The 15494-nt window shown below is 44.8% G+C and carries 14 protein-coding genes; 2 read left to right on the top strand and 12 right to left on the bottom strand.

Translation table 11 applies throughout. From position 1 onward, the window contains the following. Positions 1-240: 240 nt before the first annotated feature. Entirely contained in the window at positions 241-924 is a 684-nt protein-coding gene (gene degU / locus GKZ89_RS16720; RefSeq protein WP_155113560.1) for a two-component system response regulator DegU, read from the bottom strand. A 189-nt stretch (positions 925-1113) separates the two neighbouring features. Beyond that, a complete protein-coding gene (degS, locus tag GKZ89_RS16715; protein ID WP_162357011.1) occupies positions 1114-2271 on the bottom strand; it encodes a two-component sensor histidine kinase DegS in 1158 nt (385 codons plus the stop codon). A gap of 177 nt (positions 2272-2448) precedes the next feature. Here degS and GKZ89_RS16710 point away from each other — a divergent pair, with 177 nt between their 5' ends. Continuing rightward, on the top strand, positions 2449-3084 hold the full coding sequence (locus tag GKZ89_RS16710) for a YigZ family protein (RefSeq protein WP_155113559.1): 636 nt from the start codon (positions 2449-2451) through the stop codon (positions 3082-3084). 11 nt (positions 3085-3095) lie between these two features. Further along, positions 3096-4118 carry an LCP family protein gene (locus tag GKZ89_RS16705; RefSeq protein WP_155113558.1) on the top strand — a complete coding sequence of 341 codons (1023 nt, stop codon included), beginning with the start codon at positions 3096-3098 and terminating at the stop codon, positions 4116-4118. Between the two features lie 92 nt (positions 4119-4210). On the opposite strand, the gene tuaH is transcribed toward GKZ89_RS16705, so the two are convergent. From tuaH to GKZ89_RS16655, 10 genes are all read right to left on the bottom strand, one after another. Beyond that, complete coding sequence (tuaH, locus tag GKZ89_RS16700; protein WP_162357009.1) at positions 4211-5377, bottom strand: teichuronic acid biosynthesis protein TuaH; 1167 nt, start codon at positions 5375-5377, stop codon at positions 4211-4213. A gap of 15 nt (positions 5378-5392) precedes the next feature. Further along, positions 5393-6151, bottom strand: a complete 759-nt coding sequence (tuaG, locus tag GKZ89_RS16695) for a teichuronic acid biosynthesis protein TuaG (RefSeq protein WP_155113556.1) — start codon at positions 6149-6151, stop codon at positions 5393-5395. A 12-nt stretch (positions 6152-6163) separates the two neighbouring features. Continuing rightward, positions 6164-6847 carry a GumC domain-containing protein gene (locus tag GKZ89_RS16690; RefSeq protein WP_155113555.1) on the bottom strand — a complete coding sequence of 228 codons (684 nt, stop codon included), beginning with the start codon at positions 6845-6847 and terminating at the stop codon, positions 6164-6166. A gap of 46 nt (positions 6848-6893) precedes the next feature. Further along, positions 6894-8351: a teichuronic acid biosynthesis protein TuaE gene (tuaE, locus tag GKZ89_RS16685; protein WP_155113554.1), complete on the bottom strand. Its 1458-nt coding sequence runs from the start codon at positions 8349-8351 to the stop codon at positions 6894-6896. Positions 8352-8546: 195 nt separating this feature from the next. Next, complete coding sequence (locus GKZ89_RS16680; protein WP_155113553.1) at positions 8547-9470, bottom strand: NAD-dependent epimerase/dehydratase family protein; 924 nt, start codon at positions 9468-9470, stop codon at positions 8547-8549. A 15-nt stretch (positions 9471-9485) separates the two neighbouring features. After that, on the bottom strand, positions 9486-10793 hold the full coding sequence (tuaD, locus tag GKZ89_RS16675; RefSeq protein ID WP_162357007.1) for a UDP-glucose 6-dehydrogenase TuaD: 1308 nt from the start codon (positions 10791-10793) through the stop codon (positions 9486-9488). Positions 10794-10799: 6 nt separating this feature from the next. Further along, positions 10800-11690: a UTP--glucose-1-phosphate uridylyltransferase GalU gene (galU, locus tag GKZ89_RS16670; RefSeq protein WP_155113551.1), complete on the bottom strand. Its 891-nt coding sequence runs from the start codon at positions 11688-11690 to the stop codon at positions 10800-10802. A 69-nt stretch (positions 11691-11759) separates the two neighbouring features. Then, positions 11760-12935: a teichuronic acid biosynthesis protein TuaC gene (gene tuaC, locus GKZ89_RS16665; RefSeq protein ID WP_155113550.1), complete on the bottom strand. Its 1176-nt coding sequence runs from the start codon at positions 12933-12935 to the stop codon at positions 11760-11762. After that, positions 12932-14389, bottom strand: a complete 1458-nt coding sequence (tuaB, locus tag GKZ89_RS16660; protein ID WP_155113549.1) for a teichuronic acid biosynthesis protein TuaB — start codon at positions 14387-14389, stop codon at positions 12932-12934. The genes tuaC and tuaB overlap by 4 nt, the downstream gene beginning before the upstream one ends. Before the next feature lie 7 nt (positions 14390-14396). Further along, on the bottom strand, positions 14397-15059 hold the full coding sequence (locus tag GKZ89_RS16655) for a sugar transferase (RefSeq protein WP_155113548.1): 663 nt from the start codon (positions 15057-15059) through the stop codon (positions 14397-14399). Positions 15060-15494 lie beyond the last annotated feature (435 nt).

The following is a 15494-nucleotide window of genomic DNA, read 5'->3' as shown; positions in this document are numbered from 1 at the left end:
CTTTAAAGCGGCGGGGGAACAAGCTTCTTCGCTCCAAACCCCTGCTACACCCCAGTTTGTAGAGAAGGGTGACGGAGGTTTAACGCTTTAGCGAAGGTGGGGTCAGAGCACGGCACTTACGCCTCCCCCCGCCCCAAGCTAGCTGCCAGCCCATGCCCCGCCTCAGTCCTCCACATATTACCCATCCGCCCCACCAAAACAAAAAAACCGCCCTCCTTCAAGGAGCACGGTTCTACAAAATTATCGTACTTCGACCCAGCCGTTTTTGATCGCAACAACCACCGCTTGGGTACGGTCGTTTACGTTCATTTTCTGGAGGATGTTGGATACGTGGTTCTTGACGGTTTTTTCGCTGATGAAAAGGGCTTCGCCGATGCCGCGGTTGGATTTACCGTCAGCGAGCATTTGAAGCACTTCGCATTCGCGTCGTGTCAAGATGTGAAGCGGTCTGCGGATTTCAGGCTGCAGCTGCTGTCCGCCGCCGCCTGCGCCTGTTGTAGCCAGTCTGCGGAATTCGTTGACGAGGTTGTGGGTAACCTTCGGATGAAGGTAAGAACCGCCCTCTGCCACGACTTTAACGGCTTCAATCAGTGTGTCGGCATCCATTTCTTTCAGGAGATAGCCGCGTGCACCTGTTTTGAGGGCACGGGTTACGTAGTTTTCATCATCATGGATGGATAAAATGATGACCTTTGTTTCCGGGTTGGCTTCAACGAGCTGTTTGGTTGCTTCCACACCGTTTACGTTTGGCATATTTATATCCATAATGACGACGTCCGGTCTGTGCTCTTCTACGATGCGCATTGCCTCGTCGCCGTCATCACCTTCTGCTACTACTTCAAATGTTGGTTCAAAATCAAGGATTCGTTTAACGCCTTCTCTAAATAATTGATGATCATCGATAATTACGATTCTAGTTTTCATAACTGAATACGCCTCCTCGCTCACTTCATTCTAGTCCAATCCTCATACCCATCGTCAATAAGCCTTTTGACTCTACTTCATCGCTTTGCCGGAGCGAAGGCAGACCGCAATTTTACGACTTTTTTCTTACGGTTTTGCTATTTTTCTCCCTGTTTCAAGGGTAGACCAGGAAGCAGAGGAAAGAAACGTCTAAAATATGGAAGGAACTTTAATCATGATGGTGGTTCCTTTACCGAGCTCCGTGCTGATGTCCATCGAACCATCCAGCAGTTCTACCCGCTCCTTCATGCCCACAAGCCCGAACGATTTGTTTTTCTTTTCTTTCAGCTCGCTCATATCAAAGCCGCTGCCGTCATCCTTGATCAAAAGGTTGACGTACTCAGGCGAAACCTCTACTTTCACGGAAATTTCCTTCGCCTGAGCATGCTTCAGGGCGTTTGTGACGGCTTCCTGGGCAAGGCGGAAAAGAGCCACTTCAAATCTTGGCGGAAGTCTTCTTTCCTCTGCTTCACCAAAGCTCTGGAAGCTCATTTTTGTTTTTCCGTTGTATTCTTCTATCGTATGTAAGTATTTTCGAAGGGTAGGAATTAATCCCAGATCATCCAGCGCCATAGGTCTTAGGTCATAGATAATACGCCTCACTTCATAAAGGGCATTGCGGACATTTTGGCGAAGATTGCGGATTTCCTTAAAGCCTTCTTCGGTTCCCCGATCCCTGAATATGCGTTCGAGCAATTCCGAGCGCATCATCACGTTCGCGAGCATTTGCGCAGGACCGTCATGGATTTCCCGGGAGACTCTTTTCCGTTCTTCTTCCTGTGCCTCAATGATGCGCAGACCGAAGTCCTGCTTCGCCTGGGCATCCTCTAAAAGCATGCCGACCTGGCGGAGATCCTGGCTGAGATAATTCAGCACGACGCCGATCTGGGTGACGAGTGCCTCTGACCGCTCGATAATTTCCTGCAGGCCAAGAAGCCTGCGTTCCAGCTCATCACGCCGGTCCCTCAGCTGTTTTTCCCGGTGCTGCATGGTGGTCAATTCGACTTGAAGGGCATGAGCTCTCTCATACGCTTCCCGGATTTCATTTTCTGTAAACCGGTTGAAGTTTTTGCTGACCTCGGACAGTCTTTTGCGGGCATGTCTTGCCTGAATCTCGAGCTTGTCCCCCGCTTCAATGACATCGTTCACCTGTGTTTTTATAATGGACAGTTCTTCTACCAGTGATTCGTACTGGGTTCTTGACTGCTCGCCGATTGCGAAGATCTCACCCTTGCTCCCATCCACCGTAGAAATCATTTTATTAAGGATTTCATCTAAAACTACACTGTCCAGCTTCTTGGCATTCACCAGAAATTACCTCCATTGCTGTAAATGTCATGATTCTGTTATCGATTTGTGATTGAAGTCACTGCGGCACCGCTATATAATGAAATAATGCGGGCGTGAAAAAACGCTCGCAATTTGCAGAAAAATCTGATGGAACGAGCAGATGGGTTCCCCGTTATGGCCAGGAGGTGTCCAAACATGCTTTCTACTTATTATACAGCAAAAGGCAGCGGAGAGCATGAGATAATCATTCAGAAATCGCGTTTTATCTGCCATATCAGCAGGGCTTCCACAGAAGCGGAAGCACAGGCTTTCATACAGGCTATTAAGAAAAAGCATTCCAGTGCCAATCATAACTGCTCTGCCTATTTAATAGGAGAGAGAGATGAGATTCAAAAGGCAAGTGATGATGGCGAACCGACAGGAACAGCAGGTATTCCGATGCTTGAAGTGCTGAAAAAACGCCAGCTGAAGGATACGGTTGCTGTGGTAACCCGCTATTTCGGCGGCATTAAGCTCGGCGGAGGCGGATTGATTCGCGCGTACGGGCAATCGGTTTCAGAAGGATTGAACCATACAGGTATAGTAGAGCGTAAATTAATGAAAATTATGCATACTAAAATTGACTATACGTGGCTCGGAAAGCTCGAAAATGAGCTCCGTTCCTCAGCGTACCTTTTAAAAGACATTCATTATCTCGAAGATGTTGAGATTGAAACATATGCTGCCGCAGATCAAACGGAAACCTTCACCAAGTGGATGACTGAACTGACAAATGGACAAGCCAAAATCAGCGAAGGAGATGTCACGTATTTGGAAGAAGAGGTTAGTTAGGAGAAGATGGAATGGCTGAATACAGACGAGTAGTCAGAAAGAAGAGAAAGAAAAAATCCGTATTTAAACGGATTATGCTATTGCTGCTGCTGGTTCTGATTGCCGGCGGAGGCTACCTTGCCTACATCGGGGTTTCTGCTTATCAGGCAGCAGATAAATCCTTTCAGGGACTTGAGCGGGGAGAAAAGTCTGAACTGCGTGAGCAGGCTGTTGAGCTCGCAAAGGATCCTGTGTCAATTTTGATCATGGGGGTTGAGGATTACTCAACCGGCGGAAAAGGCGGACGAAGCGATACCCTGATCGTCATGACGCTGAATCCAAAAGAGAAATCAATGAAAATGCTGAGTATCCCTCGCGACACACTTGTCGACGTGGAGGGGCACGGCGAGACAAAGATTACCCATGCGTATTCATATGGAGGGAAGGAACTGACCGTCCAAACGGTAGAAGATTTCCTCGATATTCCGATTGATTACTATGCGACCGTTAACTTTGAAGCATTCAAGAAAGTGATTGATGAGCTTGGTGGAGTGGAAGTCGATGTTCCTTTTGATTTCAGTGAAAAAAGTGACGTCACCGGAAAGCGCATTTATTTTAAAGAAGGCAAGCAGACTTTGGACGGTGAAGAAGCTCTCGCCTATGCCCGGATGAGAAAACAGGATCCACGTGGAGATTTTGGACGGAATGACAGGCAAAAAGAAATCATCACGGCGATCATTAAAAAAGCAACAAGCCCTCAGAATATATTGAAGGTCGATGATATTGCTAATCAGATTTCTGAAAATGTAGAAACAAATCTCCGTATTTCCGAAGCAATGGGCTTTCAGCAGAAATACAGCGGATTTAAAACGAGTCAGATTGATCAGCTGAAGATTGAAGGGGAGGACCTGAACCTCCAGAGCGGGTACTATTTCCAGCCTCTTGAAGAAGAGCTGGAACAATTGAAAGACCAGCTGAAGGATCATCTGGATCATAAAACGGTGAGCATTCGTGAAGAACGCGGACAAAGCATAAAACAGGAATTGAATAATTGATCGTAAAAAAGTCAGGAGTGCCATACTCCTGACTTTTTTCGATTATATGCATATAAAAAAGCCGTGATCCTCGGAATCACGGCTTTTTACATTCAATTCATTACTTTATGGAGCATCTTATTGAATATGATCGACCAGTCCTGCGATCTAGCCAGCTCGACTCGCTGTGCCCGCAGCTCCGGGCTCTCACTGTTCAGCAGTTCCTCGCAATGGCTGATAAATTCCTCATGGTCCCGGCCGGTCTGATACTCGTAAATCCCTTTTTGAGCGAATTTTTCAGTGGACGGAAGATTTGCACCAACAGAAGGGACTCCTGCTGCCAGGAATTCAAACATTTTCAGCGGAAAAACAGCCTGGTTATACAGAGAAGGTTTATACGGCATGATCCCTGCATCTATTTTGCTCATGTAAACAGGGACTTCCTCCGGCTTCACTTTTCCAGTCCAGATCACGTTCGGCAGCTTCAGAAGCTCTTGAAAAGCAGGATCCTGATTCGTACCGTCTGGTCCTACAAATAGCAGCGTCCAGTCCGGACGCTGTTTCATCACCAGCTGAAGCATAGGGAAATCAAGCTTGGGCTTAATGCCGCCAATAAAACCAAGCACAGGTCCCTGCATGCTCTTCAGGACATCAGGCAGCTCTGCTTGATGATTTTGGAAAAGAGCAAACTCCACGCCGTTTTCAAAGGTTGTAACCTTCTTCTCGTTAGCATAAGGGTTTTTCTTCACGTTCGCATTTAAATAATCAGAAGTGCAAAAAATCGGATCAGCATTGGCAATTACCTGGTTTTCTGCCTGAAGAATGCTTTTCTCCCGCATTTTCATCACCAGGTTTTTCTTACCCGTCATTGAAATGGTCCACATGTCACTGCAGTCATAAACCACATTGTCCCACTTAAGCATGTGTGCCAGACCAGGAAAGCCAGGGAAAGTGAACCACAAAATTTTCCGGATGTTCTCTTGCCCTTCCAGCACTTCTGTCAGAGCTGTTAATTTTCTTTTGTAAAAGATGTCATAGTAGCGTCCAAAACGGAATAGACGGTGTTTCAGCAGGTCTTTAACCGGATATTGAATAATTCCATTCGCGAGTTCCTTTTCTTCACTTGAAGGGGACTCGGAAGGGTGCACCCAATATACATCCTGAGTATCAGGCTGCTGCTTCAGAAATTCTGCCAGACGGTGACGGCGGTATCTTAATCCGTCTTTGTTCCATTCTGCTGTTGCGACGATGACATGAATGACCTTCTGGTTATCCAACACTTACACACCCAATCCCTAAATTCTTTTCTTTATGGCGTTTAGTGCATAATGACTAAAATACCAGGCGGACTTTATTAAGCTCAATTTCTCGATATGTCTGTAAACAAACCAGTTCTTTTTAGCAGCCTTAATTTTGTTGCTGGAGATGGAATTAGGTACAACACGGTACCTGGATAAACTCTCCTGCAGACCATAGGCAGTGAACCCTTTCCGAAGAAGCTGCAGCCAGAGGGCCAGGTCCTGCCTTGTACGGATATTCGGCATCTGGAAAGGGCCGGTTTTTTCCCTGTTGACGATTACGGTCAGACAGCCGATGATCGTGTTTTTCAGTAGATCCTGATAAGTCATCTGAGCAGGCGCTTCTACATACTTTCCAAGCGGAGTTCCTTTTTCGTCCATAATCTCGTAATTTGTAAAAGTGAAAGCATAGTCCTTTTCTTTCATAAACCGAATCTGGCGTTCGAGCTTCTCCGGGAGCCACTGATCATCCCCATCCAAAAACGCCATGAACGTACCTTTGGACGCGTGCAATGCCTTGTTTCTGGCCACAGCAGCCCCGCCGTTCTCTTTCAGAAAAATCGGCTTAATCCGGGAATCCTGTTCAGCATAAACAGAAATGATCTCTCTTGTCGAATCAGCGGATGCATCATCCACAATGATCATCTCCCAGTTCTCATACGTTTGATGGAGAACAGACTCAATGGTAGCGGAGATAAAAGCTTCGGAATTATAGGTTGGTGTGATAACGGAAACAAGCTCCTGGTTGCCCATCATAATTAACTCCTTTTATCTTTTATCATTCATCCTGAACAATACAGGAATGACAATATAGAAGAAAACAAGTGCTGCTCCTACAAGAAATCCAAGGAGGGCTCTTTTTTTGGGTGAGAACGTTTCAGAAGACAGTTCCGGCATTACATTTATCTTTCCAGCGTCTGCTTTCTTAGATGTACGTTCTTTTTCCCGCATTTCAAAAATGAGACGCTGCGCCTCCCCAAATGATTCCGAACTTGCTTCTGCTTTTTCTGATTCAGTAATGGTTTCATTTAGGATTTTCTGGTAGTCCTTATATTTTAAAGAATCATACGACAGGAACAGGTTGGACATTTTTTCCACTGCATTTTCAACGTCCTTTTCGTCTTCCCCGCTATAGGTGATCCTAACAGATGTTTCTGATTCATTTTCAATTTTAATCTTTTGAGTTATTTCAGCAATTTTTTCATCATCACTCTCATTAAATGCCTGAAAAATAAAATCTTCAGTAAGCATGTACTCCTTAACATTTTCAGCCAAATTCATTTCCTGATCCTCGTACTTACCAAGTTTCATTTTAGTAGTAGCTGAATAAAATTCAGGACTCTCAGACTTTGCTCCATAAAAGTATCCGACTCCTGCTAAAAGGAAGGGAACCAAGATAACGAGGACAATATTCTTTTTAAGTCGTTTAAATAGATCCATTATAAGCTTCATACGCTCACTCCATTCATGGTTGTACACCTAAGACCTTCTCCATTGATCAGCTGCGGGTAAAAGGATCTTCCTGTTTTTTTCGGATCCTTATATAATTCACCAGAGCCACTGCAAATGCGACCAGTACCCAATGGAAGTATAGATTTGATACTGAGCTCGGGCTGATGGAAGACACCAGAAAAGCAGCCATACCGGCAAATAATGCTTCGATCAGCATTTTTTCGTTTGCATGCATCTTTCGGCTGTATCCTTTTAAAAGCGAAAAGACAAGGTAGGCATAAATGGTAATGTACCCAATGAATATGATAAACCCATAGTTCATCAAGATTTCAGCATACCAGTTATGCACATTGATGATGTTCTCTGTATCAAATACCCTGTAATTTCCGATGTAGTATTCTGCATTCCCTGCACCAACACCAAATCCGTAAGTCTCAAGCATATGATTGACTGCATTTTTAATCAGATTGACCCTGACCTCATTCGAGTTAAGAACAACTGAAAAATCGCTCGTTGCCGGGCCTGCGAGAATGGAAGCGACCTTCTCGTAAATCGTAGAGAAGAACAGGATAAAGCCAAGACCCGCCCCGATTCCAGCGGCATAAATCGAAATCTTCCTCAAGATCCGGGGAAGGAGAAGGAAGAAATAAGCGGCAAGGCCGACTGCTACTCCAAGCATCCCTGCTCTCGAGTCTGTAGCAAAGATCAGGAAAAGGCTGGATAAGAATCCGACAGCTCCTGTGATTTTCCAAAATCCATGAGGGCTGTTCTTCAGCATCGCTAAAAACAGGAACACCGTTATGGTTAAATAGGTTGCGAAATCATTTTGGTTAACAAAGACAGATGTCGGATAGTGCTGCTTGTATGCCGGTCCTTCAAACAATGAGGAGCTGGGCAGATGCTGATGTGTGAGGTTATTCCAAAAACCGATGGCACATAAAAGCAAAGACATAACAACCCATATGTAATAGAAGGTGGAAAGTCTGTTCAGCCGGTTGAAATAAATACCCACTGTAAAGACAAGAAAAACACCCATAAACAGTAAAGAGTATCCTTTGATCCCATCTTTTACAGATTCTGCCCAGAGAAGCGACAATAGCCCGTAAGCCAGCCAGAAGATAAAAAAGGTGTGGATTTCCTTCGTTTGATTTTTTCGCCAGAGGTCTGTTAAAATGCCGTCATTAAAGTGCCGCGCAATCAACACAATACCAAGGACGATCAGCATTAAGCGGTAAGGGAAAAGTGTGAAGAATCCTAAGTTAACAGAAATAAGGGCATTGTTAAAAAAAGTAGATGCAATCAGCACGTAAAATACAAGCATAGTAAAGCCTTCTGATTGAATATACGGCCGAACGATCAGGAAAACGGCTGCAGCTGCCAGTAATGCAGCAAACAGCAGGAATTTATCCATTCCAAACTGTATAGTTAAAATGGTCATCAAGCAGCCTGTAAGCACCAAAAGCATGCTTATGACGATTCTTTGACCGGAAAGTTGGTATCTCATGCTTACCCCCCTATTAAGAGTTACATAAACGGCTGCGTTTGGCAAACAACGGACGTATTCACTTTCCCTTATGTATTTGCTTCACGCTCTCGTTTTATACGAAGGGAAAGAACAGCTGCCGTAAGCATTTTCTGCGCCGTCTTTATTTTCTTTAAAAAAGGCTGTTGACCAAGGTCAACAACCTTTTTTATTGTATTAAGCCATTTGGTAGAACTCAAGGGTTTTTCTCAAGCCTTCTTCAAGACCAACCTCCGGGTTCCATTTCAATTCACTAATTGTTTTTTTGTTGCAAAGCTTGCTGTGCTTGATATCTCCTGCCCGTTCTTCTTCATAGAACGGTTTCAGTTCCTGGCCTGCAATCCTTGCCATCACTTCAAACAGCTGGTTGACTGTAATGGATTCAGTACGGGAAACGTTCAGAACCTGCCGTGATCCGTTCGTAAGGGCCTGCACATTGGCATGCGCTACGTCCTTCACATAGACAAAGTCTCTTGATTGTTCACCGTCACCGTAGATGACAGGTGCATCAGCTTTTGCAATTTTTTCAGAGAAAATAGCAATGACTCCGCCTTCCCCATGTGCATCCTGTCTTGGGCCATACACATTTGCATAGCGCAGTGCTGTGTAATCTAATCCGTACAGTTCATGGCAAATTTCAAGATACTTTTCGACCGTCAGCTTTGAGAGGCCGTACGGAGACTGTGGAGACACCGGGTGCTCTGTATCGATCGGCAAGTATTCCGGGTTTCCGTAGACTGCTGCAGAAGAAGCAAAAACAAGCTTCTCGGCCTTGCACGCGGCGGCTGCCTTGATGATATTTAACGAGCCTGCAATGTTGACCTGCTCATCGTAGTTCATATCCTTTACCGAATGTGCCACGCTTACCTGTGCAGCCTGGTGGATGATATAATCCGGATTAATGGAAACAACGAGCTCAACCACACCCGGATCTGTAATATCATGTTCAAACAGCTCGACACGGTCCAGGCCTTCTATATTCTTTTTATTTCCGGTAACCATATTATCAATAATAGCGACTTGGTAGCTGCTCTCAATCAATTCCTCCACAATGTGGGAACCGATAAATCCGCAGCCGCCGGTAACAAGTACTTTTTTCATCTGTTACACCCTTTACTACTGAATTTGCGGCCGTCCTACAGAATGATAAATGAAGCCTTTTTCTTTAACGTCTGTCAAAGAAAAAATATTTCTTCCATCAATCAGGATTGCCTTATTCATAAGTTCTTTTGCTTTATTCAGGTCCAGACTCAGAACCTCCGGCCATTCTGTAAGAATGATACACACATCTGTGTTCTGGATGGTCTCGTATACATCTGTATAGTAGCTGATCGGAGCAGTGATCTGTTTCTTCGCTTCCTCTATAGCTACAGGATCATATGCTTTAACAGAAGCTCCCTCTTCAGTGATCGCATGAATGATGTCCACTGACGGAGCATAGCGCATATCATCGGTATTTGGTTTAAAAGCAAGACCAAGTACAGACACGTTCAGCCCGTTTAGGTCTCCAAATATATTCTTTAACTTATGGACAACGGTTTCCCGCTGGCGGATATTCGTTTTAATAACAGCTTTAATCAGTTCAAAATCATAGCCCGCTGATTCAGCAATATGGAGAAGCGCTGTCGTATCCTTCGGGAAACACGAGCCTCCAAATCCAACTCCGGCATTGAGGAATTTAGGGCCGATCCTGCTGTCAAGTCCCATTCCCTCCGCTACTTTTGTTACATCTGCTCCTACCAGCTCACAAATGTTGGCTATGTCGTTAATGAACGAAATCTTCGTTGCAAGAAACGCATTGGCAGCGTACTTAAGCATCTCAGCACTTTCAAGGTTCGTCTTGACGATTGCAGTCTGGAAAGGAGAGTGCAGTTCTTCAATGATTCCTGCTGCTTTTTCGCTTGTAGCTCCGATAACGGCGCGTTCCATCTGCATCGTATCTTTGATCGCAGAGCCTTCCCTTAGGAATTCAGGATTGGATACGATATCAAATTCATACGCTCCATTAGAGGCAGACCGAACGATTTCCTCCACCATCTTCCCAGTTCCGACAGGGACCGTGCTTTTATTGACAATCACCTTATACCCGTTCAAGTTCTCCCCAATTGTCTGTGCAACAGCCCGTACATATTTTAAATCGGCTTCGCCCGTTTCAGACATTGGCGTCCCTACTGCTATGTACACCACTTCAGCATCCTGAATAGCCGTACCTATATCCGTAGTAAAAGACAGGCGGCCTGCCTCCGAATTTTTTGCAACCAATTCTTTAAGCCCCGGCTCATAGATGGGAATTTCCCCTTTATTGAGAAGGTCAATTTTGGATTGGTCAATATCACAGCAAGTCACTTGGTTTCCGATTTCTGCAAAGCATGTTCCGGAAACGAGTCCTACATATCCTGTTCCAACTACTGCAAGTCTTTTCACCAGTATCTACCCTTTCGTGTTGAGGCCCTCATTTACAATCTGCTTTAAGTAATCCAAGACACTGTCATGAAGATCCTCACGATTTAATGCAAAATCTACAGTTGCTTTTATAAAGCCGAATTTATCTCCTACATCATAGCGGATTCCGCCAAAATGATAAGCCAGGACGCTCTGAACCTGGTTCAGGGATTTAATTGCGTCTGTCAGCTGAATTTCTCCTCCGGAGCCTTTCGGTGTGTTTTCAAGTATATCAAAAATATCCGGAGTCAGGATATACCGTCCCATAATCGCGTAATTGGAAGGAGCTTCTTCAAGCTTAGGCTTCTCTACAAACGTAGCAACATTCAGCACGCCTTCTTCCAATTCTTCCCCTTTAGGACCGACAATACCGTACTTGGATACTTGCTGCTCAGGTACGGTTTGCACACCGACCACAGAACAGTTGTATTTCTCATGAACGTCCATCAGTTGTTTAAGGCATGGAGTTTCTGATGCTACAATGTCATCGCCAAGCATAACACCAAACGGATCGTTGCCGATGAATTTGCGCGCACACCAGATCGCATGTCCGAGACCAAGCGGCTCCTTTTGACGGATATAATGGATGTTGGCAAGCTCGGAAATTGATTTAATTTCTTCAAGGATTGCGTGCTTCTCCTTTTTAGCCAGAGTCTCTTCCAGCTCATAGGATTTATCGAAATGATCCTCGATCGCACGTTTTCCTCTTCCGCTTACAATTATAATATCCTCGATTCCAGATGCAACCGCTTCTTCTACGATGTACTGAATTGTCGGTTTATCAACAATCGGCAGCATTTCTTTTGGCTGTGCTTTTGTCGCCGGCAAAAACCGTGTCCCTAATCCCGCCGCAGGAATAATTACTTTCTTAACTGTCATCTATTCCAATCCACCTTTACCAATTATTCACAAGAACTTATTTTACAGCATTTTCAATGGACTTTCTATCTATTTTATCACTTCTTCGTAAAGCTTTTTAAGCTTTTCTGCATTACGGTCTGCATCAAAGCTGTTTATGACTTTAGCGTAAAGATCTTCCTTTGTCTGATCGCTGTAAAGATCCGTTTCTAATAGAGAGGTGATCCTTTCGGCAAGCTGTGCGGTGTTTTTCGGTTCAACAAGCAAATGAGAGCTGCTTCCCATCAGTTCAGGTATCCCGCCTACGTTCGTGGCAACTACCGGAATTTTCAAAGCCAGGGCTTCAATCAGGACAGTCGGCATCCCTTCACTGTATGAAGGAAGGGCGAACAAATCAGATGCGAGCAGGTAAGACCGCACATTCTCATTACTAATTTCGCCCGTACACCGTACTTTCTGTCTCAATTCAGGGTTTTCTTTTAACTGACCCATCAGAGGACCGTTCCCGATCAATACGCACATATAAGAATCATCTAGCTGCCGGATCGCTTCGACCAGCTCTCCGATTCCTTTTTCTTTAACAAGACGGCCGATATATAAAATAATTTTCTTACCTTTCGGAAGATCTAGATTTTCCCTCAGTTCATCCTTGGACACCCCGGGGTTTCCCTTGAATTTAGAGAGGTTAATGCCGATCGGAAGTTCCACAGGGGTCACCCCGCTGCGCTCGGCTGTTTTCTGGATCAGCTTTCTGCTTACAGCGATGACCTTTGAGGCACCTCTGACAGCCTTTACGAATGCTTTTCTCGCACTCTCACTGTAATCCGGATAAATATGTACATCGCTGCCATGCAGCGTAAGAAAATAGGGCTTATTCGTCTTTTTAGAGACAATCTCTGCAGCCCCGCCGGAAGGCATAGCCAGGTGGGCGTGAATGGCGTCGAACTCCAGCCCCTGTTCGCGGATGATCTTCATAACTGCCCCGGCAATGCGCCTGCTCGGCTGGGCCCATTTCAGCTGGCCGGGAACCGCTATATACTTGGGCCGGTACACCTGTACCCCGTTCCGGGTATAGTGTTCCTCTATCTCATACTTTTTATATTTCTTATTAATCATTTGAAGAATCTTAGGGCTATGGGCGACAGGACAAATCACTTGAACCTCTACGCCCTGCTTCATCAGCGCATCTGCCTGTGTCTGATGAAACACCCCTGCTCCAGGGGATCTTTCAGTTGGATAGGTGCTTGTAATCCAAAGTATTTTCATGTAGTCCCTCTCCATCGTTTAGGAAGTCTCGCCTTTATTAGAGTACCATAAACCTTATAAACAGCAGCGGCATAAATCAGGACACCCGCTGTCACACACACAGCTAACTGGAGAATGGCTCCCTCTGTGCCAGGCATCATTTTATTGATCAGCAGGACCGGTACAGCCATTAGCGCTGTCATAATGATTGGCTGAACAAGCGTTTTCATGTAGGCTTTCAAGCTTAATCCAATCAATTTTTTCAGCAGCCAGCGGCCAATCATAAAGTTTATCAGACTTGTTGCAACATATGTCCAGGAAACAATCACCAAGTCCCCTGTGAGCGCGGCGAAATACAAGGCTGCACCGTAGAGGATCATTACCCCAAAGTCCCAGTAGAACGCAAGATCCGCACGTCCCTTAGCTAATATGACAGATCCGTTCGGATTCATAAGGACTCGTAGTGCTCCTACAATGGCCAGGACACAAATAATCGGAACGACATCCGGGAAATAAGCTTTTTCAAGGAAAACGACAGAGAAGACATCTGACACTGCCGCCAGACCCGCGAGCATCGGAAACGTGACCAAAGCAAGCATCTTGGTCACATCCAGGAAACCCTTGGAGACGGCTGCTATATCGTTTTTGCTTTTTGCAAAAACCGGGAATGCCACTCTTGTAATGATCGGATTCAATTTCAGAACAGGAATGGTGATCAGCTGGTAGGCCACATTGTAAAGACCAAGCTCCCTGTTCCCTAAGAAATAAGCAATCAAAAACACGTCGATGTTCGATCCCATCCGGTTAACAAGACGGGAAAAAAGCTGAAACGAACCAAAAGAAAGGAATGGTGCTACATCTTTTAATGAAAAACGAAAAGATGGTCTCCATTTTTTGTAATAAACATACGCAAAAGCAATTCCTTTAAAGGATTGAAGAAAAAGCTGGGAAATGGCAAATGCCATCAGTCCATCAGTAAAATAAAAAAATAAAAGCAGAACTCCAAATGATGCAATTGTCGATACGACTTCAATTTTAGCAAGGAGATTAAAACGAAGCTCCTTTTGAAGCATATACTGGAATTGCTGTCCAAAAGGGGCAATCAGAAACATCACAGCAGTCACTCTGATCAGCTCTGTCAGTCTTTCCTGATTGAAGAAATCGGCAATGAACGGACTGATTGCGTATAAGAGGATGAAAAGAAGAACACCTACAAAGATGTTCAGCCAGTATAAGGATGAGAGCTCTCTGTCATTTACTTCATCTTTTTGTATAAGGGCGGCGCCCAGCCCCATATCCAGAAGAATTTGCGAAAAAATCAGGACGGTTGTAATCGCAGCAATGACTGCCATTTCAGCCGGCGGCAGGAGCTTAGCTAAAAGAGCAAACTGGACAAGTTGAACGACGGTAATAATACCCGTTGACAAAGCTGTCCATTTTGCTCCTTTTAAGATGTTACCCGTTATGGTTGACATGATGTTCCTATCTTGCGCCTTCGCCGGTCAGGATGACCCGGACTGTTTTGAAAAGGATCATGACATCCAATTTCAGGCTCATATTGTTGATGTAATATATATCCAGCGCCAATTTCTCTTTAGGGGAAATTTCGTATCCGCCGTTAACCTGCGCCCATCCGGTCAGTCCAGGTTTCACAATCAAGCGGTCCGTAAATCCGGGGATTTCTTCGTTAAACTGAGCGGTAAAAATCGGCCTTTCCGGTCTCGGGCCAATAATGCTCATCTCACCTCTCAGCACATTAAACAGCTGGGGAAGTTCATCAATGCGGGTTTTGCGAATAAATGCCCCAATAGCTGTAACACGAGGGTCATTCTTTTGCGCCCATTGTGCACCGCTGCCTGTCTCCGCATCCAGCCGCATGGAACGAAGCTTCATGACTTTGAAGTACTTTCCATTCTTTCCTACGCGTTCCTGAAGGTAAAAAGGAGAACCAGGTGACTCAATGGAGATCAGGATCGAAAAGATGGCGATAACAGGAATGGCCAAAATAGCTCCAATCAGTGACAGGACAAGGTCCATCGTTCTTTTCATATACATATGCTTATTCGCTTCATGGCTTAGCATCAATGAGTAAGACTGGGACATGGAATATTCTTTATAAAGGTTAAAACTTTTTTCTGCACTCATTACAAAGACACCTCTCGGTTAAGTTCACGGCTTCTCATGCAGCCGGTGTGATACCACAGGTTTCTCGTGGCTGATTTCAGGAGCTGCATGGAGCAGCACATTAGACAAAATTCACGCTGCTTCGCGGAATTTCACCTTTGGATATTATAACAGATTTGGGGGATTAGTCTAGGCTTAATTCCATATGCCCGCCTTCAATAGCCCGCCCATTATTTTGACTGTTTGAAGCCGGTTTTTGTTTCACTTCTGCAAAGATTTTTTTATTATGTTCTCCATTTTTCTTCTGTTCAAATCACCCATCAAGAACGGCTTTAAGAAAGAAGTACTACTTTGAACCCCGGTAAATAAGGTGCTAATTAATTAATCCCGATTTTCATCCAGATTAAACCTGAATGAAAAAAAATCCCCCTTATAGAATTTACAGAATTGTTATAC

Origin of the sequence: Metabacillus mangrovi (genome assembly GCF_009711125.1) — a bacterium.
GTDB classification, from domain to species: domain Bacteria; phylum Bacillota; class Bacilli; order Bacillales; family Bacillaceae; genus Metabacillus_B; species Metabacillus_B mangrovi.
The sequence above is the reverse complement of the archived record's forward strand: the minus strand, read 5'-3'. Positions and strand labels throughout refer to the sequence as shown.